Origin of the sequence: Salinimicrobium maris, from assembly GCF_049680855.1 — a bacterium.
GTDB lineage: Bacteria > Bacteroidota > Bacteroidia > Flavobacteriales > Flavobacteriaceae > Salinimicrobium.
Genome location: NZ_JBMPGS010000001.1, coordinates 181,063 through 203,135, shown reverse-complemented (window position 1 = coordinate 203,135; position 22,073 = coordinate 181,063). Strand labels below are relative to the sequence as shown.

Sequence of the window (22,073 nt, the reverse complement as noted above, 5' to 3'; positions counted from 1 at the left end):
CAGTTATGAAAAATTGCTTTAGCATACTCCCGAAAGGCCTATTGTTGCTTTGCCTTACTATCTCATCCTGTGTGCCTGATGATGAATTTGAGGTGCCACCTTCCGCAGTGATTAAAGGGCTGAACATAGAGACGAATTCTGACCTTTATGCCGTTTTAGGCGCATATTTTCAAAATGGCGGTGAAATTGTCACTTTTGAACAGGAAGTGATCGTGGCAGTGTATGTGGTTTCCAGTGACAAAGCAGGAAACTTCTATAAAGAATTGATCGTTCAGGATAAACCGATAGATCCTATTGCCGGGCTGGCAGTACAGATCAATCTGCCGTCGTATTATGAAACCTATGATTTTGGCAGGAAACTATATTTGAAGTTGAAAGGACTGAGTATTGGTGAAAAAAGCGGAGTCGTAAGCCTGGGCGTTTTGAACGGCCGGCAAATAGATCCCATTCCTTTGTCCCAATTGTCGCAGCATATTTTGCGGACTTCCGAAGTTGTGGAAATTGTGCCAAAGACTGTAAAGGCGGTGGATTTTAGTGATCGTATGGAAAATTTATATGTGAAACTGGAGGATATCCAGTTTTCAAAAATGCTGGTGAATGATGAAAATCCTGTTACTTACGCGAGTGAGGGAAACGACGAATTTGACGGCGAGCGAAAAGTGGAAAGTTGTACCGGAGATTTTCCCTTCGTGCTTAGCACGAGCACATACGCCAATTTTAAATCTTTGAAACTTCCGGTTAATTCCGGAAGCCTCCAGGGGATTTTGACGCGTGACTTTTATGATGATTTCTTTACGATCTATCTAAATCATCCATCAGATGTTCATTTTGATGAAGAAGGCCGTTGCGACCCAGAGACCTTTGACTGCGGAAGAGCTACAGAGGCAGGCAAAAATGTGCTTTTCAAGGAGGAATTTCAAGGTCAAAAGAACAATACTCCTATAAAAGGCAATGGATGGACAAACTTGGTAACTGAAGGATCTGAAGGCTGGGAAGGTTTTACCGCAACAGGTGTCAACGCATCTTTGGGAAGAAGTGCGCGGGTGCAGACGACCGGATCTGGAGATTATTTAACCGAAAGCTGGCTCATAACCCCTCCCATTGACTTTGATGTCCAGGAAGGAGAGGTGCTTGAATTTAAAACTTCAACAAGTTTTGCTAATAATAGCATTTTGGAAGTGCTTTTCTCAACCGATTGGGATGGAACGGAAGAAAACTTCTATAGCGCCACCTGGAGAGCGCTATCGTCGGCTTACGTGGCACAGCGAACAGATTTCTTTGGGGACTGGATCTCTTCAGGAAAGGTTTCGCTATCGTGTGCAGAAGGGATTGGCTATGTTGCTTTTAAATATACTGGAAGTGACAGGGATTATTACAATGGCATCTATGAGCTGGATGATATATTTATAACTTCAGATTAACTGAAGCTCAGGAACTAAAAAGCCTTTAGTTTCGGGCAGGCTATAAGGAATCAGTTATATTTGTAGCATTTTTGACACCTTATGCAATACGAATATAATTTACAGGTAAGTCCTGAAATCGCCGGAAATGCCCTGGCTTTAAAACATTTTGTGGCTCAGCACTCCGGGATTTCCGTGGAAGAAATTTCGCATGTAGAAATTCTAAAAAGGAGTATAGATGCACGGCAAAAAGCCATAAAAGTGAATTTGAGGCTGTTGGTATTCGTGCTGGAGGATTTTGAGGAAAACCAAGCTTCCCTTCCTGATTATAAGGATGTCTCAAATGCTGAAGAGGTTGTGATCATTGGCGCAGGGCCTGCCGGGCTCTTTGCTGCCTTAAAATGTATTGAACTTGGTAAAAAACCCGTTGTTCTTGAGCGCGGAAAGGATGTAAGGGCGCGCAGAAGAGATCTGAAAAAGCTGAACATAGAGCATGTTGTCAAAAAAGATTCCAATTATTGTTTTGGGGAAGGTGGCGCAGGAACATATTCTGACGGAAAATTGTACACCCGAAGCAAAAAACGTGGTGATGTAAAGCGTATCCTTGAACTATTTGTGGCCTTTGGAGCGACAAAAGAAATCCTGGTGGAGGCGCACCCTCATATTGGCACTAATAAGTTACCCGCTATTATTCAGGATATGACCAAAACCATTCTTGATCATGGAGGGCAGGTGCTGTTCGAATCCAGAGTGGTAGATATTGAAATAAAGAACAGCGAGATTTCTGGAGTGACTTTAAAGAACGGCACCAGAATTCAAGCCAAAAAGCTCATTTTAGCAACCGGACATTCTGCGAGAGATATTTTTGAATTACTGCATGAGAAGGAGATCCATATTGAAGCAAAATCTTTTGCGCTCGGAGTACGGGTGGAGCATCCCCAGGCACTTATTGATAAGATCCAGTACAATAGGGAAGACAGAGGAGAATTTTTGCCTCCTTCGGCTTATAGTCTTGTGAAGCAGGTGGAGGGCAGGGGAGTTTACTCTTTCTGTATGTGTCCCGGCGGAATCATTGCGCCCTGTGCCACTTCTCCCGGTGAGATCGTCACCAATGGCTGGTCACCCAGTAGGCGCGACCAGGCGACGGCCAATTCGGGAATCGTCGTTGAGGTGCGTCCCGAAGATTATAAGGCTTTTGGAAACTCTCCACTCGCAGCACTCCGTTTTCAGCAGCATGTGGAACAAAAGGCCTGGACAGAAGGGGGAAAAACCCAAGCTGCACCTGCCCAGCGACTGGTCGATTTTAGCAACGGAAAGCTGTCTGCAGATCTTCCGCAGACTTCTTATAAACCCGGAATAACTTCAGTAGAATTGGGAAGTGTGCTGCCAGATTTTATTTATCAAACTCTTCAAAAAGGTTTCCAGGAATTTGGAAAAAGCATGCGCGGATATTTTACAAATGATGCGGTTGTGCATGCCACCGAATCAAGAACTTCTTCGCCGGTGCGGATTCCACGGGACAGGGAGACCTTAGAACATGTTCAGATCAAAGGATTATACCCTTGCGGAGAAGGTGCGGGTTACGCCGGCGGAATTGTTTCTGCCGCTATAGATGGTGAAAAATGTGCTGAAAAAGCTGTTGCTGCCATGCGAAAATAACCTGATTATTCAGGTTGATATGCTTCTTCATAAGGTGACCAGATCTCGTACATAGGATCTCCTTTGGAGCTAAAGCCGCTGTGATGCCATTCTCCATCCTTTACCTTATAATCGAACCCCAGACTGGCGCCAACTCTGCTGGCGTCTCTTGAAAAGAACTCTATGTTCTCGGTGTATTTCCCGTTTTCGGCAGAATAGGTGCCGCCTCCTGTGCCGTGAAATTCTTTAGTGTCGCTATTAAATGCCACCCATTGAAACCTATCACCGCCAAGAATTTTTATAGTTCTTCTTGCGCCCGGAGTGCTGTTGCGCATTTCGCCATTGCGCTTTCTTCCGGTAATTACCCAATTGCCGGATAGGTCATTTTCTGCATCTGAAATCTTTTGCCAAACCTGTGAATGCTCGTCGCTCCAGACCTTCACTTGATCTCCCTGGACTTCTATTTCAAATTCTGCTGTTGTTCCCACTTTACCAGGGTTTTCAGTAGTGAAATCTAGTGTTTCTTGATAGTTAGATTTATCTAGAGTATATTTTCCTCCTCCAGCTTCAATAAAATTGTTAGTTTCCGTTTCTTTTGTGCCGTAGGCAAAATAACCGTCTTGGTAAATTCTAACAGTTTCTGTATTTGTAATTTCCTGACCATCTTTTTCTACAAGTTTCCAGGATCCATCTATATCCTGCGCAGTTATAATTCCGCAGAAAAAGAAAAACTGAAGGATGAATAGCTTTTTCATTAACTTTTAGATTAGAGTTGATTAAAAATAGGCAAATTTTTTAAATAGGCTCTATATTTTTCACCGTCTATATCTGCTGGAATTCGATTTAATAAGAAGGTAAGGAATGCCTATTGCAAGGGCTCCAAAAAAGAAAAAGGTTTGAACATTGCTTTCCATCCACTGTGAAAGCATGAGACCAAAAAGAATTGCTAGAGCCATTCCCAACATGACATTCCAAAAAAGTGACGCAATTCCTTTAATATCATATTTTTCCCTTTTTTCTTTTGACATAGTATTGTATCCTGCAATTAGGAAATACATTTTTCCATACTTGATTAGAGCTCCTAAGATTATAAATATTCCAGCTGTAATTATCATGTGAAAAATATCCTATTCCTCTTCTCCGTAGGTGTCATATTCGGGGTAAAGGAAATTGTTGTACGGAAACCTGGTGATGTGGATCTCGCGAACAGCTTCATATACCTTCTTCCTGAATTCTTCCATGTTTTCCTTGTTCAAAGCCGAAATAAACAACACATTATCTCCCAGCCGGTTCATCCAGGTGTTTTTCCAGTCATCTAGCGAGTAATGCGCTTCTGTCCTTTCGGTCATAAGATCGTCTTCTTCGATCTGCTCGGCTACGTATCTGTCAATTTTGTTGAAAACCATAATAGTGGGTTTATCACCACCTTTTATTTCTGACAAAGTTTGATTCACAGAGGCAATATGTTCTTCAAAGTTAGGATGTGAAATATCAACCACGTGCAAGAGTAGATCGGCTTCCCGGACTTCGTCCAAGGTAGATTTAAATGATTCTACCAGCTGTGTAGGTAATTTTCTTATAAATCCTACAGTGTCAGTAAGTAAGAACGGCAGATTGCGTATTACCACTTTACGCACCGTGGTATCTAAGGTGGCAAAAAGCTTGTTTTCAGCAAAAACTTTGCTCTTGCTTATCACATTCATAAGGGTGGATTTTCCAACATTAGTGTAACCCACCAGTGCTACCCGAACTAATTGTCCACGGTTGCCGCGCTGTACTTCCATTTGTTTATCAATGGTTTCCAGTTTTTTCTTTAAAAGTGCTATTTTATCGCGTACAATCCGGCGGTCAGTTTCTATTTCTGTTTCCCCGGGACCACGCATTCCAATACCTCCACGCTGCCTCTCAAGGTGCGTCCACATACCTGCAAGCCGCGGAAGCAAATATTGATATTGGGCAAGTTCTACCTGGGTACGTGCGTAACTTGTTTGCGCCCGTTGGGCGAAAATGTCTAAAATTAGGTTCGTTCGGTCAAGGACCTTACATTTTAGGATCTTTTCAATGTTTTTTTGTTGTGCCGGGGAAAGTTCATCGTCAAAAACTGCAGTCCCAATCTCATTTTCATCCACATAAAGACGCACCTCTTCCATTTTTCCGGAGCCAATGAAGGTCTTTGGATTGGGCATGTCCATTTTTTGGGAAAAGCGTTTTTTTACTTCACCGCCAGCGGTATAAGTAAGAAATTCAAGTTCATCAAGATATTCCTTCAGCTTTTCTTCATCCTGTTCCCGTGAAACAATACCAATTAAAACAACTTTCTCGTATTCTAAATCATTCTTCTCTAGCATAAATATCTATTGCGTTTCATACAAAGTTACGGAAATGATCTTTACAAAAATGCTTCGGAAAAAGCACTTCTACGGAATCTCGAGATAAGAAGTTGCTCCAAAAATGGCATTTTTGAGTAACTATTTTAGCCAGAATTGCTATTGCTGATTTGGCAACTACAATTTGATGTTAAAACCAAGACCGAAAACCTCTCTTATCTGGAAAGCGCCAATAGCATTGTCATCATAAATGGCCTGGAAAATAAGTGTGGTCGACAAGAAGTCATTGATTCCCATTTCAAGATTGAGAAGGTAGTCTATATCAATGTTTCCGGGCTTGTCAAGATAGTTGGAATAAAGGCTCAGCGAATTTTCCATGGAGACATTCTCGAAAACTTCAAATTTTGAATATCCTGTGAGCGATGCACCTAATTCAAACCTGCTTGATTCTCCTTTATCTATTCCGAAGTAGCTTCCTTCAGGATAGTTTGCGCTACTGGTAAAACGCGGATCTACAAAGATAAACCTAGCCGTAGACGGCGCAATATTTACAAATAAATCTTCGCTTTTCTTCCACATAATACCAGGGCCAAATTGCAGGTAGGCTGGGGAAAGGAATCTGGTGTATTCGGTTCGTGTGTCTTCGCCTGTGTCGGGATTTTTTTCGTATTGGTAACCTTTATCGAATTGCGTTCGAAAATTTGTGAAAAAGGAGTAAAACCAGTTTGATTCCTGAACTTGTTTTCCTAGGGTGGAGTTTATTTCCAGACGGTCACTCGTTTTTCTAAAGAAATCACTGGCCTCGGTACGGGTGAGTCCGTAATTGGCGAGTAACTTTGTTGCCCACGTAATATCGCCACGTGTGTAGTTAAAATCGTAATCAAGGGTGAGATTTCCGGCGATGCTTGAAGTTCCGCCGCCCGTCCATTCCTTGTTAAAGGCCGATTGGTTGAATAAAATCTGAAGCTTGCCTTCTGTGGTCCAGCCTTGCGGTTCTGTTTCCTGTTCTTGTTCTGTTTCCTGTGCGTATCCCGAAATAAAACTTATTAAAATGAAAACTGAAAAGAGCAATTTCTTCATGAAAAATCTATTTTTTGAATAATGGGACCGAAGAACAGGCCTCTCCATACATTAAACTTTTAACTACCGGTTGTAGTTTTTCTATGATTTGAATATAAGCATTTTGTGGCACCGGCTTATTTGAACAACCCTTCACAATAACCGGTTTATCTGCATATTGAGAAACATCAAGCTTGTCAATTACTTCAGAATAAAGGATGCTGTTAAGAAGGTCTATATCTCCAACTACCACTTTTTTTGCATAAGGCGTAAGATAGGTGGTGATTAACATGTATGCCCAGCCGGGAATAATTGCGTCTGTAGAACAGTGCAGCGCAACAAATTTGCCATCATAAGCAGACCAGGCGTGCGTTTTGGCCGCTTGTCTAAAATCTTTTTCGCGCAACACAAAACCTTCCAGTAACCAGTCGCTAATATCAAAAAGCACTCTCTCGCCTTGCGGATAGAGGTCCTCCAGATCGAAAGTGACCAGTTTACTGTTGGCGACCCTGTTTACTATTTCTGCCGACATCTTATTCTTTTTCTATTATTCCTGAATTCAGGAAATCTACAGCATTCCCAATTCAAGCTTGGCTTCTTCACTCATAAGTTCCTGCGTCCATGGCGGATCAAAAGTGATTTCCACTTCGCAATCTTTTACTTCATCAAGTGACTTTACTCTTTCTTCAACTTCCTGCGGAAGAGATTCTGCCACCGGGCAGTTCGGGGTAGTAAGGGTCATAAGGATCTTTACCTCCTCATCTTCGTTGACCATAACGTCATAGATGAGTCCTAATTCGTATATATCTACAGGAATTTCGGGATCGTAAATTGTTTTTAAAACCCTTACGATTTTTTCACCCAATTCTTCTGAATTTTCTGCGTGTTCCATTTTAGTTCAATTGTGTTTGGTATGCCACAGCATACATTTTCAGCTGCTTGATCATGCTCACCAGCCCATTTGCGCGTGTAGGGGAAAGATGCTCCTTTAGCCCTATCTCATCGATGAATTGCGTATCTGCATCAATGATATCTTTAGGGTGTTGATTTGAATAGGCTCTTATCAATATTGCAATAATTCCTTTGGTAATGATCGCGTCGCTATCTGCAGTAAAGATCAATTTCTCGTCCTTCATTTCTGCATGAACCCAAACTTTACTCTGGCAGCCTTTTATAAGATTATCTTCGGTTTTATATTTTTCTTCGATCAAGGGAAGAGATTTTCCCAATTCTATCATGTGCTCATAACGCTGCATCCAATCGTCAAAAAGAGAGAATTCATCAACAATTTCTTCCTGTATTTCTTTTATATCGCTCACCTTAATTCTTTTTTGTTAAAGTAATTAGTTGTTCGTCTTCGCTGGAAAGGAAGATATAATCGTTTCCTGTTCTAATAAATTTCACTGCTTCTTCGAAGGAGGATAATATTTCGCCTTCTGTCTTCATTTTCCCTTCACAGTACTTTCGGGTGGTTATAGGCATCGTAAATTCCAAAGCTCTTCCATCCTGGTGATAATTGGCGGAAAAATCATTACAGCCCGTGTTACCTCTTACAATATTTCCTATGGGATTAAATTCCAACACTATTTCTTCCGCCGAACTTACACTTACCCCAGCAACATCAGTTAAGTAGTACCTGCCATTTAACTGGTCGTCTGACACTGTGTCTCCTATATTTCCGCAGGATGTTAGAGAAACTATTATGAATACCAGTAGAAATGCTCTCATAGAATTTTTAAGATAACATGTTTTTTGCCCTTTTTACGGCCTCGACAAAAATATCGATTTCCTCCTTTGTATTGTAGAATGCAAAGGAAGCGCGCACCGTCCCAGGAATTCCGAAGAAATCCATCACCGGTTGTGCACAATGATGTCCTGTGCGTACTGCAATCCCCAATTTGTCAATGATGGTTCCAATATCGTAAGGATGTAGATCGCCAATATTGAAAGAAATCACTGCTGTTTTTTCTTTAGAAAGGCCGTAGATCTTAAGATCTTCTATTTCGAGCAGTTTTTTGGTGGCATATTCCAGCAATTCGTGTTCATAAGCGGCGATTTGCTCAAAGCCAATTCCATTCATATAATCAAGTGCCGCTCCAAAAGCGATTCCGCCGCAAATATTTGGAGTCCCTGCCTCAAATTTGTGAGGAAGATCTGCATAAGTGGTTTTTTCAAAAGTAACGGTGGCGATCATTTCGCCGCCTCCCTGGTACGGGGGCAGCTTTTTCAGCCATTCTTCCTTTCCGTAGAGAACACCAACGCCTGTGGGACCACACATCTTATGAGCGGAAACTACATAAAAATCCACATCCAGTTCCTGTACATCTGCCTTTATATGAGATGCCGCCTGGGCGCCGTCCAGAAGAACTGCAGCATCAACCGCATGTGCTTTTTCAATAATCTCTTTCACAGGATTCACAGTTCCCAGGGCATTGGAAACGTGGTTCAGGAAAACGAGTTTAGTTTTTTCAGATATAATATCTTCAAAAACTTCCATTTTTAAGACCCCGTTTTCGTCCATTGGAATCACCTTCATCTTAGCACCGGTACGCTCACAAAGCATTTGCCATGGAACGATATTGGAATGGTGCTCTAATGCAGAAACGATGATCTCATCACCTTCAGAAAGTAAAGCGGTGAAACCATGTGCCACAAGGTTAATGGCATGAGTGGTTCCCGAAGTAAAGATAATTTCATGTGCCTTGGCAGCATTAAAATGTGCTCTTACTTTTTCGCGTGCTCCTTCGTAAGCATCGGTAGCTTCCTGGGATAGCGAATGTACGCCACGGTGAATGTTCGCGTTGTATCGGGAATAATAATCTGAAATTACATCAATTACCTGCTGCGGAGTTTGAGAGGTAGCTGCATTGTCAAAATAAACGAGCGGGTGCCCGTTTACTTCTCTTGAGAGGATGGGAAAATCCTTCCTCACAGCTTGAACGTCAAAAATGTCTTTTTCAGCAGCAATTTTCATTTCAGGTATTTTTTTAGTTCTTAAAGGTCGAATCCTACACTCACTCCCAGTTTATGTGCGATGATCTTGTTGATCTTTCTCTTAAGCTCCGGAATTTTCACACTTGCGAGAACGTTGTTCGCAAAAGCATACATGAGCAATGCGCGGGCTTCTTTTGCAGGAATTCCGCGGGAACGCAGGTAGAATAAAGCGTCTTCATCAAGCTGGCCAATCGTACAACCGTGGCTACATTTTACATCATCTGCAAAAATTTCCAGTTGCGGCTTTGAATTGATGGTTGCCTTATCATTCAGTAAAATGTTGTTATTGGACTGGAAAGCATTCGTTTTTTGTGCTTTTTGGTCTACCAGAATCTTTCCGTTAAATACTCCGGTGGCGTTTTCATCAAAAACACCTTTGTAGTCCTGATGGCTTTCGCAATTAGGTTCCTGGTGATGTACCAGCGTGTTGTGATCTACGTGCTGTTTCCCTTCAATCACGGTCACTCCCATAAGGGTAGAATCAATGCGTTCTCCTTTTTGATAGTAGTTAAGATTGTTTCGGGTAAGACTACCGCCAAATGAAAAGGTGTGAACAGAGCAAATACTTTCCCGTTGCTGTTCTATATAAGTATTGTCAATTAATGAAGCGGTGGTACGATCGTTTTGAATCTTGTAGTAATCCACAATAGCACGCTTATCTGCAAATATTTCGGTCACAGAGTTTGTGAGTACAGGATGATCTGTAAGACTCTGGTGGCGTTCGATGATTTGTACATGAGAATTTTCTCCCACCACGATCAAATTTCGCGGTTGTACCAGTAAGGCAGATTCATTTCCGGTGGCAAAATTAATGACCTGTATGGGTTTATCGGCCATCGTGTTCTTCGGAATATTAATATAGGCACCTTCCCGGGAAAAAGCCGTATTCAGGGAAGTCAGGCTTTCTTTAGGCGCAACTTTATTAAAATAGTTATCAATGACTGCCTTGTATTTTGGATTGTTCATGGCCGAAGACATGAGACAGGCATCGATCTTTTCGTGTGTAGTAGCGGATAGATGAGAAGAATAAATTCCGTCAACAAATACTATTTTATAAGTATCAATGTCATCCAGAAAATATTTCTCAACGTCACGGTAATCTATAGTATCTTCTTTCTTTGGGAAAAGCGTGTAGTCGTGCTTTAAAACCTTGTTCAAAGAGGTATATTTCCAGGCTTCGTCCTTTTTGCTGGGAAAACCCTGGGCATCAAAATCTTTAATGGCACGGCTTCTTATGTCGTGCACTTCGGAATGCATATTTACCTGCTCTTCAAAAGCCAGAAAAGAGGATAATAATTTATCTTTTAACTCCATAATAATGTCTAATTGTCTTTTCCGTAAACGGAAATTCTTTGTTTCAGAAGTGAAAAACTTTCGGCTTGGAGGCCTGTATTATGCTCCAACTTCTTCTTTTAGCCAGTCGTAACCTTTGGCTTCGAGCTCTTTTGCCAGTTCCTTGGTGCCTGATTTTACGATTTTCCCATTCACCATTACGTGAACAAAATCTGGGATAATGTAATCCAATAGCCTTTGATAATGTGTGATCACCAGTGTCGCATTATCTGGACGTTTAAGTTTGTTCACACCATTGGCCACAATTTTTAAGGCATCAATATCCAGACCTGAATCTGTTTCGTCAAGAATAGCCAATTTAGGTTCAAGCATCGCCATTTGGAAGATCTCATTTCTTTTCTTTTCCCCTCCGGAAAATCCTTCATTGAGGCTACGCGATAAAAATTTCCTGTCTATTTCAAGAAGTTCGCTTTTCTCACGGATTTTCTTCAGCATTTCATTGGCAGGCATATCTTCCAGCCCTTTTGCTTTCCTGTTGGCATTAATTACAGCCCTCATGAAGTTGGTTACAGAAACCCCAGGAATTTCAACGGGGTACTGGAAGGAAAGGAAAACTCCTTTATGAGCTCTTTCCTCGGCATCCAGTTCTATTAGGTCTTCTCCTTCAAAACTTATATCTCCGCGAGTTACTTCATACTCTTCCTTTCCTGCAATCACCGAAGACAGTGTACTCTTCCCAGATCCATTTGGTCCCATAATGGCATGTACTTCGCCGGGATTGATCTCAAGATTAATACCTTTTAATATTTTAAGGTCTTCTACTTTCGCGTGTAAATTGTTTATTTTAAGCATAATATGTATTGAATATATCCTGGTCTCCAGGTTTTTCCGTTGTTTTATTCTTCTAGAGCTTCCTGGGAAGCCGTTTTTTCATCTGCTATTTTGAGTACTTCTCTAATTTCAATGATTTTGTCCCAGCTATCTCTGTTTCCGCCAGGGATGATCTTGGCTTTTAGACTAACAGGAACCATGTCAAAATTTTCTGTTTTGTATGGTTTTACCTTCTCTGCAAGATCCCGGGCAAGCGAATCAACAGTTACCCCATAGATGAAATTTTCTCCCTTCAGTATAGCCTGGTCTGATAGAAATATGAACCGACCGTTCAAAGTGGGAATACTGTCTTCCAGAGCTTCAGGTTCTAAACTTTGCACCTGTTCATCACCAGATTCATCTCCGCAAGAAGAGAACAGGAATGCACAAATTAATATGGTTAAAACCCTCTCTTTCATTTCTTATCCTACAGATCCTTCCAAAGAAATTTCCAGTAGTTTTTGAGCTTCTACCGCAAATTCCATTGGGAGCTTGTTAAGTACTTCTTTGCTAAAACCATTAACAATTAATGCAATGGCTTTCTCGGTATCCAGACCACGTTGGTTACAGTAAAATATCTGGTCTTCCCCAATTTTGCTGGTGGTTGCCTCATGTTCTATCTTAGCCGATTTGTTCTTCGCTTCAATGTAAGGGAAGGTATGAGCGCCGCATTCATTTCCCATTAAAAGCGAGTCACACTGGGAGAAATTTCTTGCGTTCTCTGCACGGCTATTGATTTGTACCAGTCCACGGTAGCTGTTTTGGGATTTCCCTGCAGAAATACCTTTGGAAATAATGGTGCTTTTCGTGTTTTTGCCAAGGTGGATCATTTTCGTACCCGTATCTGCCTGCTGGAAATTATTGGTAAGTGCGATAGAATAAAATTCCCCTACAGAATTATCTCCTTTTAAGATACAGGAAGGATATTTCCATGTTACGGCCGATCCTGTTTCTACCTGAGTCCATGAGATCTTTGCGTTCTTCTCGCAAATTCCTCTTTTGGTCACGAAGTTGTAAACTCCTCCTTTTCCTTCTTTATTTCCGGGGAACCAGTTTTGTACCGTTGAGTATTTTATTTCTGCATCATCAAGTGCTATCAATTCAACAACCGCCGCGTGCAATTGATTTTCATCTCTGGAAGGAGCAGTACAGCCTTCAAGGTAACTCACGTAACTTCCTTCATCTGCAACAACAAGTGTACGTTCAAATTGCCCTGTTCCAGCCTGATTGATCCTAAAATAAGTAGAAAGCTCCATAGGGCATCTTACTCCCTTCGGGATATAACAGAAAGAACCATCACTAAATACCGCGGAATTTAAAGCAGCGTAAAAATTATCTTTTTGCGGCACCACAGTACCTAAATATTTCTTCACCAGTTCAGGATGTTCCTGGATAGCTTCTGAAATGGAACAGAAAATAATTCCTTTTTCAGCCAGCGTCTTTTTAAAAGTAGTAGTTACGGAAACCGAATCCATCACCACGTCTACCGCAACTCCGGCAAGCTTTTTTTGCTCATCAAGAGAGATTCCTAGCTTTTTGAAAGTATCCAGTAATTCGGGATCAACCTCATCAAGGCTGTCGTATTTAGGTTTCTTATTGGGAGCCGAATAATAGGAAATGTTCTGAAAGTTTGGCTTCTCGTAATGTACGTTCGCCCAGTTTGGCTCCTTCATTTCTTCCCACGCTCTATAAGCTTCCAGGCGCCAGTCGGTCATCCATTCCGGCTCGTTCTTCTTTTTAGAGATTGCACGAACAATATCTTCATTCAAGCCCACAGGAAAGGTATCAGATTCTATATCGGTATAAAATCCATACTTATATTCCTCTTGTTGGTCGAGCTCTTTTTTTAAATCGTCTTCAGTATATGCCATAATTCAAGTTTAAAGTTTAAAGTTCAAGGTTAGCTCCTGAACTTCGCTCCTTTGTAATCATTGTTTTGCAGGTAATTCATAAAAGAACTTATCTGCTTACTCAATGACGTTAGTTTATTATAATAAATATCAAATTCTTCCTTTTCAATGTACTTTCTGTCAAGAATTCGATAAAGTTGAGATCTGCTTTCACCACAGGAAGCTTTAGCAATAGAAAGAAACTGGTGAAATTCTTTATTTCCGTTCCTTTCAAATCCTTCAGCTATATTATCCATTGTAGATCCGGTGGATCCATTTATCTGATCATAAAGTCTGTAATCTGTCTTTAGATCTGTTTCTTCCCTTATTTTAAACACATCCCGGGAAATTTCTCTTGCTCTGTTCCATATTTCCAAATCCTCGAATTTTTTCACTGTACCCATTCCGTGCATTTAAAACTTTGAATTTTAAACCTTGAGCTTTGAACTTTTTAAAGTGAGAAACTTTCGCCGCAGCCACAGGTTCTCTGGGCGTTTGGGTTATTGAATACAAATCCCTTGCCATTTAGTCCGCCGGAATATTCTAAAATAGTTCCCGCGAGATATAATACGCTGCGTTTATCAACAATGATTTTAATATCGTTGTCCTGGATGAGCTTGTCTTCTGCATCCTGGTTTTTATCAAACTTCAATTCGTAGGAAAGGCCTGAGCAGCCACCACTTTTAACTCCCACACGAACATAGTCCTGATGGGCGTCAAAACCGTCTTCCATCATTAAAGCGGCAATTTTCTTTTTTGCACCTTCACTGACCTTTATCATAGTTTATAAAGATTAAGTCTAAATTATCTGCAAATATACATTAATCTGGATGTTTTACCATAGCATTCCCTATTGGAAAAAGGAATATTACCATTGCATCTGGCTATGTTGCGCTCCTTGAGGATTGCGGCTTTCCTATATAGCAAAAAGCTGATAATTAATTACTTCCATTTTTGTCATTTTTTGGATACCTGGTTTCATAAATCTCTCTTCGGAAATAAAGGCTCATATACTTTGATTTGATTTTTATCCATTAATTTTGCACTTCATAAATAGAGAAAAGTATGTTTCAGAATAGTCGGGAAAACAAGACAAGCCTTTCAGATTTAGGAGAATTTGGTTTGATAGATCATCTCACCAAGAATTTCAAGATCACGCATGAATCTACAATTAAAGGAATTGGTGATGATGCCGCTGTGCTTGATTTCAAAGGTAAACAAACCGTTGTAACGACAGATCTATTAGTGGAAGGAGTGCATTTTGATTTGGCTTACATGCCGCTCAAGCACCTTGGCTATAAATCTGTAATGGTGAATCTTTCTGATGTATACGCGATGAATGCTACGCCAAAGCAAATAACTGTTTCCATTGCCGTTTCAAATCGTTTTCCATTAGAAGCTCTTGAAGAACTTTATGCAGGGATTCAATTAGCTGCAGAATTATATAAAGTTGATGTGGTGGGAGGTGATACCACCTCTTCTGCTTCAGGTTTATTGATAAGCATCACTGCTCTTGGGGCTGCTTCTGAAGAAGATGTCGTGTACAGGAGCGGTGCAAAACCAAATGATCTTCTTGTGGTTACGGGTGATCTTGGAGCTGCCTATATGGGGCTTCAGGTTTTAGAGCGCGAAAAAGAGGTTTTTAAGGTGAACCCAAATTCCCAGCCAGATCTTGAGCCTTATTCTTATCTCGTGGAAAGACAGTTAAAGCCGGAAGCACGAAAAGATATTCCCGATTTATTTAAGGCGCTCGAGTTGAAGCCGACTTCAATGATCGACATTAGCGACGGACTTTCTTCTGAAATTATCCATCTCTGCAAAAGCGCCAAAACAGGTGTGAATCTCTTTGAAGAGAAAATACCACTTGATCCTGCGGTTATTTCTGTTTGTGAGGAATTTGAGATTGATAGTACTACGATAGCATTGAGCGGTGGTGAGGATTACGAGCTTTTGTTCACCATAGACCAGAGAGATTATGATAAAATAAAAGCTAATCCAAACTTCACGGTTATTGGTCATATGGCCGAAGAAAATGAAGGAATGCATCTTGTTACTCGTGCAAATCAGAAGATTCCTCTGATCGCCCGAGGATGGAATTCTATTGGTAAAGAAGAGGAGTAAAAGGATTAGTAAACAATAATGCTTTGCTTGTGGAAAACAATGTAGGTGTCTTCTTTGTAATGGTTACAGTTTGAATGGCGAAAGTTTGTATTTCACCTAGGTTTAGAAAACCTTAAAGAAGAAGTTCATATCAACTACGATTTCGATTTTCATAAAGCTACTGTAGAAGAAAAATTTTGAAGCAATAACTTATGAAGCTTCGGAAAAGGTTCTTTTCCTGCGGATTCTTCTTTCGTGAACCTGTGCCAAAAATGCGTTGGTTTCCTTGAACTTCGGAGTCAATTTTGCAAGAATTCCATTGGCGGTGTCTGTAAGTTCTTCACCACAATGCCTGCATTTGTATTCCTTAATGTGATTTGTAATTACATTCGATACCCGATATTTATGTCCGAAAACTGAGCAAAAAATTCGGGTGATCGAAAAAGAATGGAGGGCTTTTTCGCTATTCACGGTTATCAATTTTCTTGGATTGTAACGGTGAACTTAGGAAAAAAAATTAAATAAATGTTAAAAGTGACAGATTATTCGATGAAAAGCATGATTTGAAGAAATTCATCCTTGTTTTCTATAGGTAATAAATGCCCATCTGGGAAAGTGAAAAGGCTGCACTCAGTTTCTTCTGCTAATTTTTTGATGTCTTGATAAGGTAAAATAGGGTCTTTTTCTCCCGTAAGAATGTATTTATCACCGATAAAGTTCTTTAGAACATCAATTCTGCTTGTACGAATTTTCATGCCTTCAAGTGCGGCAATAATTCCCTGTAATGGAAATTCTTCTGCCTCTTTCTTCATAATGCTAAGTTCATTTCTGAATTTTTCACTGTTTTCGGGGCTCAAAAGATTTGAAATTGCCATGCTAACAAAAGCCGCCTTGTTTTTCTTTACTACCGATATGGAACGCTCTCTGTTTTGCTTTTTTTCTTCAGAATCGGCAGCCGGAGTGGAATTCAGCAGGATGAGTTTATTGATTTCCTCCGGGTACTTTTCCAGGTAAGCAAGAGCAACATAACCGCCCATGGAATGCCCTGCGAAATCGGCTTTTTGGATATTCAATGTTGACAGAACTTGGTGAACCGCTTCGGCCATTTCTTCCATGCTGTGAACTTCATCAAAACAACCCGATTTTCCATGCCCGGGAAGATCAATAGTCACTATTTGCCGTTCCTTCTCATATTCCTGGATGAATTCTTCCCACACTTTTCCCGATTCCAGAAATCCGTGTAAGAGAATAAGCGGGTTTCCACTTCCGCGAGTGGTGAAGAAGATTTCAGCGCCTTTATAAGTTGTGGTCATTCCTCTTGTAATTTAAAAAATAAAGCCACGAATTGCAGACATTGTCGTGCTTCCGTGGCTTTAAAATGAGTTAAGTTCTGAATTATTTGGAGTTCATGATCTCCTCGATTTCATCGGCCTCAATAGGAATATTTTTCATGAGGTTAAAAGGCTCTCCTTTTGACTGGATCACCACGTCATCTTCGAGTCTAATTCCGAAGCCTTCATCTGGAAGGTAAATCCCCGGTTCTACGGTGAACACCTGGTTTGCTTTCATAGGTTCATGTAATAGACCGTAATCGTGCGTGTCCAGGCCAATGTGGTGTGAAGTACCGTGCATGAAATATTTCTTATAAGCCGGCCATTCAGGATCTTCGTTTTGAACATCGGCTTTGTCGAGCAGGCCAAGTCCAAGTAATTCCGAAGTCATTAATTTCCCTACTTCTACGTGATACTGTGCCCAAAGCGTCCCTGGAACCAGCATTTTTGTAGCTTCATTTTTCACGCGGTTTACCGCATTATAAACTTCTTTTTGTCTCTTGCTGTAAGTTCCTGAAACGGGAATAGTTCGCGAAAGGTCACTGGCATAGTTCGCGTATTCGGCGCCTGTATCTAGCAGGATCAATTCTCCTTCCTTGCATTGCTGATTGTTTTCAATATAATGAAGCACATTTGCATTGCTTCCGCTGGCAATAATGGGAGTGTATGCGAATCCGCGGGAACGGTTGCGTATCATTTCATGCCAGTATTCGGCTTCGATTTCATATTCCCAAACACCTGGCTTTACAAAACCTAGTACTCTTCGGAATGCTTTTTCGGTGATATCACATGCAGTTTGCATAAGATCCAGTTCAATGGGATCTTTTACAGATCTCAACCGCTGAAGGATAGGATTACTCTTGGCAACCTTGTGCGCCGGATATTTTTCCTTACACCATTTCACAAATCGGGCTTCCCGGGTTTCGGTTTCCACATTAGCGCGATAGTGTTCATTCGTGTTAAAATAAACGGTTTCGCACTGCGTCATGACTTCAAAAAATACCTTTTCAAAATCTTTAAGCCAATGCACATTTTTGACACCTGAAACCTCAAAAGCTTTTTCCTTCGTCAATTTCTCCCCTTCCCACACGGCAATATGCTCATTGGTCTCAGTTAAAAAGAGCATTTCCCGGTGTTTTTCTGAAGGTGCATCGGGGAAAAGCACAAGAATGCTTTTATCCTGGTCTACACCGCTAAGGTAGAAAAGGTCTCTTGCCTGTTCAAAAGGCATGGTACTGTCGGCCCCAATGGGATAAACGTCATTGGAGTTAAAAACCGCCAAACTATTGGGCTCCATGCGAGCCATAAAGTTTTTTCGGTTCTTGATGAATAAATTTTGATCTATTTGATGGTATTTCATGTTCAAACTTTTAGGTTGTTCCACAAATTTAAAAAATAATTGGGGGAAGGCTTGCCTGTAGAAGATAAACTTCGACAGGGTAAATTGAGGTTCTTGCGGGTTCTTTAAACCCATTCTAAATAGCGATCAAAAAAAGTGTGAAAGTTTGTGAATCACTTCAAAGGGGTGTATTTTTGCTTCACTTTTTATCAAATAATCATTTATTTTATGGCAAAATCTGCGCTATTAAAGTCATCTCTGGCAAAAAAATACTGGATGGCTTTCACCGGCCTTTTTCTTTGTTTGTTCCTGGTAGGGCATCTCGCTGGAAATCTACAATTGTTGGTTTCGGGGGAAGGTGCAAGAGATCAATTCAATGAGTATGCTCTTTTCATGACAACAAATCCGGTGGTGAGGATTCTATCCATCGTGACTTTTGTGAGTATTATTTTTCATGCAATAGACGGGGTGATTCTCACAATCAATAACCGCAAAGCCCGGCCAAAGGGTTATGTGAGTTTTAAACCATCTACCAATTCTACATGGTCTTCCCGTAACATGGGAGTTCTGGGAACAGTTATCCTTGCTTTTATTATAATCCACCTAATAAACTTTTGGGGTGAAATGAAGTTTGGAGGCTTAGATGGCACCATGTACACTACTGCAAACGGAGAAGAAGTAAAAGACCTTTATACTTTGACCATTCGCACTTTTCAGGATGCTGAATTTGGATTGATATGGGCCTTTGGGTACCTTATTTCAATGATTGCAATTGGTTTTCACTTGTACCACGGGTTTGGAAGCGGATTCCAGTCTCTTGGGCTCAACCATCCGCAGTACAATAGTGTGATAAGGAAATTGGGTGTGGCTTTTGCTATCATTGTTCCTCTATTGTTTGCTATAATACCTTTTTACATCTACTTTGTACTAGAAACTATTTAAGCTATGGGAGTATTGGATTCAAAAATACCACAGGGCCCGTTGGCCGATAAGTGGGTAAAACATAAAAACGATATTAATCTCGTTAACCCGGCAAACAAGCGTAACATAGATGTTATTGTTGTTGGAACAGGGCTTGCAGGAGGAAGTGCTGCGGCCACGCTGGCAGAGCTTGGATATAACGTTAAAACCTTCTGCTATCAGGACTCTCCAAGACGCGCACACTCTATTGCGGCACAAGGAGGGATTAATGCAGCGAAAAATTACCAGGGAGACGGGGATTCAGATTACCGTCTTTTCTACGATACAGTGAAAGGTGGAGATTACCGCTCACGTGAAGCAAATGTGTACCGACTTGCACAGGTTTCAGGAAATATTATTGACCAGTGTGTCGCACAGGGTGTGCCTTTTGCCCGCGAATATGGCGGACTTTTAGATAACCGTTCTTTTGGAGGGGTTTTGGTTTCCCGTACATTCTACGCAAAAGGACAAACCGGGCAGCAGTTATTATTGGGTTGCTATTCAGCAATGAACAGACAAATCAACCGCGGGAAAATCAAATCCTATACACGTCACGAGATGCTGGATATAGTATTGGTTGGCGGGAAAGCCCGTGGGATCATTGCCAGGAATTTAGTGACAGGTGAGATCGAAAGACATTCTGCACACGCGGTGGTAATTGCTTCTGGTGGATACGGGAATGTATTCTTCCTTTCAACAAATGCTATGGGAAGTAATGTTACCGCATCCTGGAAAATACATAAAAAAGGGGCGTATTTCGCCAATCCCTGCTTTACGCAAATTCACCCTACCTGTATTCCGGTTTCGGGAGAACATCAGTCTAAATTGACCCTGATGTCTGAATCCCTACGGAATGATGGGCGAATCTGGGTTCCGAAGAAAATTGAAGATGCAAAGAAAATAAGGGAAGGGAAACTTAAGCCCACCGAACTTGCTGAGGAAGATAGAGACTATTACTTGGAGCGCCGCTATCCTGCATTTGGTAACCTTGTGCCTCGTGATGTGGCTTCAAGGGCAGCTAAGGAAAGATGTGATGCCGGTTACGGAGTAAATAAAACCGGGGAAGCGGTTTATCTTGATTTCAGCGCTGCCTTTATGCGTTATGGAAAAGAGGCTGTCGCAACACAACATATCTCAAATGCTTCAGAAGAACAAATAAAGGAACTTGGAAAAAAGGTAGTGGAAGCCAAATATGGTAACCTCTTCCAGATGTACGAGAAGATCGTAGATGAGAATCCTTACGAAACTCCAATGAAAATTTATCCTGCGGTGCATTATACCATGGGAGGGATTTGGGTTGATTATAACCTGGAAACTACTATTCCCGGATGTTTTGCAGCTGGGGAAGCAAATTTCTCAGATCATGGAGCAAACAGGTTAGGAGCATCTGCTTTGATGCAGGGGCTGGCAGATGGATACTTCGTGTTGCCGTACACTATAGGAAATTATCTTTCCGCAGATATTAGTACTGGTCCAATCTCTACTGAAACAAAGGAATTTGAGGAAGCCGAACAAAAAGTGAGAAAGCATCTTGAACAGCTTTTGAATATTCAGGGAACGAAAACCGTAGATAATTTCCATAAGAGATTAGGAAAGATCATGTGGGACAAAGTAGGAATGTCCCGTAACGCCGAAGGTTTAAGAGAGGCTATCACAGAAATTAAAGCTTTAAGAGAAGAGTTCTATCGAGATGTTAAAATTCCAGGGACGGCAGATGGAATGAACACAGAGCTTGAAAAAGCTGGAAGAGTAGCCGATTTCCTTGAGCTTGGAGAATTGTTTGCTAAAGATGCTTTGCATAGAGAAGAATCTTGTGGAGGTCATTTTAGGGAGGAATATCAAACAGAAGAAGGAGAAGCCTTACGTGATGATGAGAACTTCATGTATGTTGCAGCCTGGGAATACACAGGAGAGCCAGGGGATGCTGTGCTACATAAGGAGGACCTGGTTTATGAGAATATTGAAGTTAAAACAAGAAGCTATAAATAATTTGAACATCTGAAAATGAGGTAATTCATAAATTAACTCATCATCAAATCTTCAAATCTTCAAATTAAAGATATGAATCTTACACTAAAAATATGGCGTCAAAAAAATGCCAACGTAAAAGGAGCTATTGAAACTTATAAAATAGCTGATGTAGATCCAGATATGTCTTTCCTGGAGATGCTGGATGTATTGAATGAAGGACTGGTGGAAAAAGGAGAGGAGCCGGTAGTATTTGACCATGACTGTCGTGAAGGAATTTGTGGAACCTGTAGTCTTCAAATTAACGGAGAGCCTCACGGACCCGATCGAGGAGTAACTACCTGCCAGCTTCATATGAGAAAGTTCAAGGATGGTGATACGATCGTAATCGAGCCGTTCAGAGCCAAAGCTTTTCCTGTCATCAAAGATCTTGTGGTAGACCGTAGTTCTTTTGAACGTATTCAACAGGCTGGTGGATACATTTCAGTCAACACTTCGGGAAATACCCAGGATGCGAACTCCATGCCCGTACCAAAAGATGATGCCGATGCTTCTTTCTTTGCAGCGACCTGTATTGGTTGTGGTGCCTGTGTGGCAGCCTGTAAAAATGCAAGCGCAATGTTATTCACCTCGGCTAAAGTAAGCCAGTATGCACTTCTTCCGCAGGGAAAAGTGGAAGCTACAAGAAGGGTGCTGGATATGGTAGAACAAATGGATAAAGAAGGTTTTGGGAACTGTACCAACACAGGAGCCTGTGAAATTGAATGTCCTAAGGGAATCTCCTTAGAAAACATAGCCCGTATGAACAGGGAATATTTAAAAGCCAGTGTGATTTAAAGATTTTACAACCTTTATAATTCAAAACCCGGACTTTGCAGTTCGGGTTTTTTTTATGCATCTTCAAT

The 22,073-nt window shown here is 41.1% G+C and carries 24 protein-coding genes; 6 read left to right on the top strand and 18 right to left on the bottom strand.

What is annotated here, in order from left to right:
- Positions 1–5: 5 nt before the first annotated feature.
- Positions 6–1,421 (top strand): DUF5689 domain-containing protein, encoded by a 1,416-nt coding sequence (locus ACOV1Q_RS01015; protein ID WP_424492572.1) that lies wholly within the window; start codon positions 6–8, stop codon positions 1,419–1,421.
- A gap of 81 nt (positions 1,422–1,502) precedes the next feature.
- Positions 1,503–3,059, top strand: a complete 1,557-nt coding sequence (locus tag ACOV1Q_RS01010) for an NAD(P)/FAD-dependent oxidoreductase (RefSeq protein ID WP_424492571.1) — start codon at positions 1,503–1,505, stop codon at positions 3,057–3,059.
- A gap of 5 nt (positions 3,060–3,064) precedes the next feature.
- On the opposite strand, the gene ACOV1Q_RS01005 is transcribed toward ACOV1Q_RS01010, so the two are convergent.
- The 15 genes from ACOV1Q_RS01005 to ACOV1Q_RS00935 form a co-directional block, all read right to left on the bottom strand.
- Positions 3,065–3,793 carry a hypothetical protein gene (locus tag ACOV1Q_RS01005; protein WP_424492570.1) on the bottom strand — a complete coding sequence of 243 codons (729 nt, stop codon included), beginning with the start codon at positions 3,791–3,793 and terminating at the stop codon, positions 3,065–3,067.
- A 60-nt stretch (positions 3,794–3,853) separates the two neighbouring features.
- On the bottom strand, positions 3,854–4,096 hold the full coding sequence (locus tag ACOV1Q_RS01000; RefSeq protein WP_424492569.1) for a DUF3784 domain-containing protein: 243 nt from the start codon (positions 4,094–4,096) through the stop codon (positions 3,854–3,856).
- 69 nt (positions 4,097–4,165) lie between these two features.
- Positions 4,166–5,386 carry a GTPase HflX gene (gene hflX / locus ACOV1Q_RS00995; RefSeq protein ID WP_424492568.1) on the bottom strand — a complete coding sequence of 407 codons (1,221 nt, stop codon included), beginning with the start codon at positions 5,384–5,386 and terminating at the stop codon, positions 4,166–4,168.
- Between the two features lie 156 nt (positions 5,387–5,542).
- Entirely contained in the window at positions 5,543–6,445 is a 903-nt protein-coding gene (locus tag ACOV1Q_RS00990) for a DUF3078 domain-containing protein (RefSeq protein ID WP_424492567.1), read from the bottom strand.
- A 7-nt stretch (positions 6,446–6,452) separates the two neighbouring features.
- Complete coding sequence (locus ACOV1Q_RS00985; protein ID WP_424492566.1) at positions 6,453–6,956, bottom strand: DUF2480 family protein; 504 nt, start codon at positions 6,954–6,956, stop codon at positions 6,453–6,455.
- Between the two features lie 36 nt (positions 6,957–6,992).
- Positions 6,993–7,316, bottom strand: coding sequence for an SUF system Fe-S cluster assembly protein (locus ACOV1Q_RS00980; protein WP_424492565.1), 324 nt, complete (start codon positions 7,314–7,316; stop codon positions 6,993–6,995).
- Between the two features lies 1 nt (position 7,317).
- The gene (locus tag ACOV1Q_RS00975; protein ID WP_424492564.1) at positions 7,318–7,743 is read right to left on the bottom strand and encodes a SufE family protein; all 426 of its coding nucleotides are present in this window, start codon (positions 7,741–7,743) and stop codon (positions 7,318–7,320) included.
- 1 nt (position 7,744) lies between these two features.
- Positions 7,745–8,152, bottom strand: coding sequence for an META domain-containing protein (locus ACOV1Q_RS00970; RefSeq protein ID WP_424492563.1), 408 nt, complete (start codon positions 8,150–8,152; stop codon positions 7,745–7,747).
- A gap of 7 nt (positions 8,153–8,159) precedes the next feature.
- Entirely contained in the window at positions 8,160–9,398 is a 1,239-nt protein-coding gene (locus tag ACOV1Q_RS00965; protein WP_424492562.1) for an aminotransferase class V-fold PLP-dependent enzyme, read from the bottom strand.
- A gap of 20 nt (positions 9,399–9,418) precedes the next feature.
- Positions 9,419–10,732, bottom strand: a complete 1,314-nt coding sequence (gene sufD / locus ACOV1Q_RS00960; protein WP_424492561.1) for a Fe-S cluster assembly protein SufD — start codon at positions 10,730–10,732, stop codon at positions 9,419–9,421.
- Between the two features lie 78 nt (positions 10,733–10,810).
- The gene (gene sufC / locus ACOV1Q_RS00955) at positions 10,811–11,563 is read right to left on the bottom strand and encodes a Fe-S cluster assembly ATPase SufC (protein ID WP_424492560.1); all 753 of its coding nucleotides are present in this window, start codon (positions 11,561–11,563) and stop codon (positions 10,811–10,813) included.
- Positions 11,564–11,607: 44 nt separating this feature from the next.
- Complete coding sequence (locus ACOV1Q_RS00950; RefSeq protein ID WP_424492559.1) at positions 11,608–12,000, bottom strand: hypothetical protein; 393 nt, start codon at positions 11,998–12,000, stop codon at positions 11,608–11,610.
- 3 nt (positions 12,001–12,003) lie between these two features.
- On the bottom strand, positions 12,004–13,452 hold the full coding sequence (gene sufB, locus ACOV1Q_RS00945) for a Fe-S cluster assembly protein SufB (protein WP_424492558.1): 1,449 nt from the start codon (positions 13,450–13,452) through the stop codon (positions 12,004–12,006).
- Between the two features lie 29 nt (positions 13,453–13,481).
- A complete protein-coding gene (locus tag ACOV1Q_RS00940; protein ID WP_424492557.1) occupies positions 13,482–13,874 on the bottom strand; it encodes a four helix bundle protein in 393 nt (130 codons plus the stop codon).
- A 47-nt stretch (positions 13,875–13,921) separates the two neighbouring features.
- Entirely contained in the window at positions 13,922–14,251 is a 330-nt protein-coding gene (locus tag ACOV1Q_RS00935) for a HesB/IscA family protein (protein WP_424492556.1), read from the bottom strand.
- Positions 14,252–14,535: 284 nt separating this feature from the next.
- On the opposite strand from ACOV1Q_RS00935, the gene thiL reads away from it, so the two are divergent.
- Complete coding sequence (gene thiL, locus ACOV1Q_RS00930; RefSeq protein WP_424492555.1) at positions 14,536–15,591, top strand: thiamine-phosphate kinase; 1,056 nt, start codon at positions 14,536–14,538, stop codon at positions 15,589–15,591.
- A 189-nt stretch (positions 15,592–15,780) separates the two neighbouring features.
- On the opposite strand, the gene ACOV1Q_RS00925 is transcribed toward thiL, so the two are convergent.
- The 3 genes from ACOV1Q_RS00925 to ACOV1Q_RS00915 all read right to left on the bottom strand — a co-directional run bounded on the left by ACOV1Q_RS00925 (position 15,781) and on the right by ACOV1Q_RS00915 (position 18,261).
- Positions 15,781–16,041: a DUF1660 family phage protein gene (locus tag ACOV1Q_RS00925; protein ID WP_424492554.1), complete on the bottom strand. Its 261-nt coding sequence runs from the start codon at positions 16,039–16,041 to the stop codon at positions 15,781–15,783.
- A 71-nt stretch (positions 16,042–16,112) separates the two neighbouring features.
- Complete coding sequence (locus ACOV1Q_RS00920) at positions 16,113–16,883, bottom strand: alpha/beta fold hydrolase (protein WP_424492553.1); 771 nt, start codon at positions 16,881–16,883, stop codon at positions 16,113–16,115.
- 82 nt (positions 16,884–16,965) lie between these two features.
- Positions 16,966–18,261: an aminopeptidase P N-terminal domain-containing protein gene (locus ACOV1Q_RS00915; RefSeq protein ID WP_424492552.1), complete on the bottom strand. Its 1,296-nt coding sequence runs from the start codon at positions 18,259–18,261 to the stop codon at positions 16,966–16,968.
- A 207-nt stretch (positions 18,262–18,468) separates the two neighbouring features.
- On the opposite strand from ACOV1Q_RS00915, the gene ACOV1Q_RS00910 reads away from it, so the two are divergent.
- The 3 genes from ACOV1Q_RS00910 to ACOV1Q_RS00900 all read left to right on the top strand — a co-directional run bounded on the left by ACOV1Q_RS00910 (position 18,469) and on the right by ACOV1Q_RS00900 (position 22,005).
- Complete coding sequence (locus ACOV1Q_RS00910) at positions 18,469–19,182, top strand: succinate dehydrogenase cytochrome b subunit (protein ID WP_424492551.1); 714 nt, start codon at positions 18,469–18,471, stop codon at positions 19,180–19,182.
- Between the two features lie 3 nt (positions 19,183–19,185).
- Complete coding sequence (locus ACOV1Q_RS00905) at positions 19,186–21,189, top strand: fumarate reductase/succinate dehydrogenase flavoprotein subunit (protein ID WP_424492550.1); 2,004 nt, start codon at positions 19,186–19,188, stop codon at positions 21,187–21,189.
- A gap of 72 nt (positions 21,190–21,261) precedes the next feature.
- Positions 21,262–22,005, top strand: a complete 744-nt coding sequence (locus tag ACOV1Q_RS00900; protein WP_424492549.1) for a succinate dehydrogenase/fumarate reductase iron-sulfur subunit — start codon at positions 21,262–21,264, stop codon at positions 22,003–22,005.
- The last annotated feature ends 68 nt before the right edge of the window (positions 22,006–22,073 follow it).

Coding starts and splice junctions, on each gene's coding strand:
- hflX (WP_424492568.1), bottom strand. CDS start 5,386: ATGCTAGAGAAGAATGATTTAGAATACGAGAAAGTTGTTTTAATTGGT.
- ACOV1Q_RS01015 (WP_424492572.1), top strand. CDS start 6: ATGAAAAATTGCTTTAGCATACTCCCGAAAGGCCTATTGTTGCTTTGC.
- ACOV1Q_RS00985 (WP_424492566.1), bottom strand. CDS start 6,956: ATGTCGGCAGAAATAGTAAACAGGGTCGCCAACAGTAAACTGGTCACT.
- sufC (WP_424492560.1), bottom strand. CDS start 11,563: ATGCTTAAAATAAACAATTTACACGCGAAAGTAGAAGACCTTAAAATA.
- ACOV1Q_RS01005 (WP_424492570.1), bottom strand. CDS start 3,793: ATGAAAAAGCTATTCATCCTTCAGTTTTTCTTTTTCTGCGGAATTATA.
- ACOV1Q_RS00910 (WP_424492551.1), top strand. CDS start 18,469: ATGGCAAAATCTGCGCTATTAAAGTCATCTCTGGCAAAAAAATACTGG.
- ACOV1Q_RS00940 (WP_424492557.1), bottom strand. CDS start 13,874: ATGGGTACAGTGAAAAAATTCGAGGATTTGGAAATATGGAACAGAGCA.
- ACOV1Q_RS01010 (WP_424492571.1), top strand. CDS start 1,503: ATGCAATACGAATATAATTTACAGGTAAGTCCTGAAATCGCCGGAAAT.
- sufB (WP_424492558.1), bottom strand. CDS start 13,452: ATGGCATATACTGAAGACGATTTAAAAAAAGAGCTCGACCAACAAGAG.
- thiL (WP_424492555.1), top strand. CDS start 14,536: ATGTTTCAGAATAGTCGGGAAAACAAGACAAGCCTTTCAGATTTAGGA.
- ACOV1Q_RS00965 (WP_424492562.1), bottom strand. CDS start 9,398: ATGAAAATTGCTGCTGAAAAAGACATTTTTGACGTTCAAGCTGTGAGG.
- ACOV1Q_RS00990 (WP_424492567.1), bottom strand. CDS start 6,445: ATGAAGAAATTGCTCTTTTCAGTTTTCATTTTAATAAGTTTTATTTCG.
- ACOV1Q_RS00980 (WP_424492565.1), bottom strand. CDS start 7,316: ATGGAACACGCAGAAAATTCAGAAGAATTGGGTGAAAAAATCGTAAGG.
- ACOV1Q_RS00905 (WP_424492550.1), top strand. CDS start 19,186: ATGGGAGTATTGGATTCAAAAATACCACAGGGCCCGTTGGCCGATAAG.
- ACOV1Q_RS00935 (WP_424492556.1), bottom strand. CDS start 14,251: ATGATAAAGGTCAGTGAAGGTGCAAAAAAGAAAATTGCCGCTTTAATG.
- ACOV1Q_RS01000 (WP_424492569.1), bottom strand. CDS start 4,096: ATGTATTTCCTAATTGCAGGATACAATACTATGTCAAAAGAAAAAAGG.
- ACOV1Q_RS00915 (WP_424492552.1), bottom strand. CDS start 18,261: ATGAAATACCATCAAATAGATCAAAATTTATTCATCAAGAACCGAAAA.
- ACOV1Q_RS00970 (WP_424492563.1), bottom strand. CDS start 8,152: ATGAGAGCATTTCTACTGGTATTCATAATAGTTTCTCTAACATCCTGC.
- ACOV1Q_RS00920 (WP_424492553.1), bottom strand. CDS start 16,883: ATGACCACAACTTATAAAGGCGCTGAAATCTTCTTCACCACTCGCGGA.
- ACOV1Q_RS00900 (WP_424492549.1), top strand. CDS start 21,262: ATGAATCTTACACTAAAAATATGGCGTCAAAAAAATGCCAACGTAAAA.
- sufD (WP_424492561.1), bottom strand. CDS start 10,732: ATGGAGTTAAAAGATAAATTATTATCCTCTTTTCTGGCTTTTGAAGAG.
- ACOV1Q_RS00950 (WP_424492559.1), bottom strand. CDS start 12,000: ATGAAAGAGAGGGTTTTAACCATATTAATTTGTGCATTCCTGTTCTCT.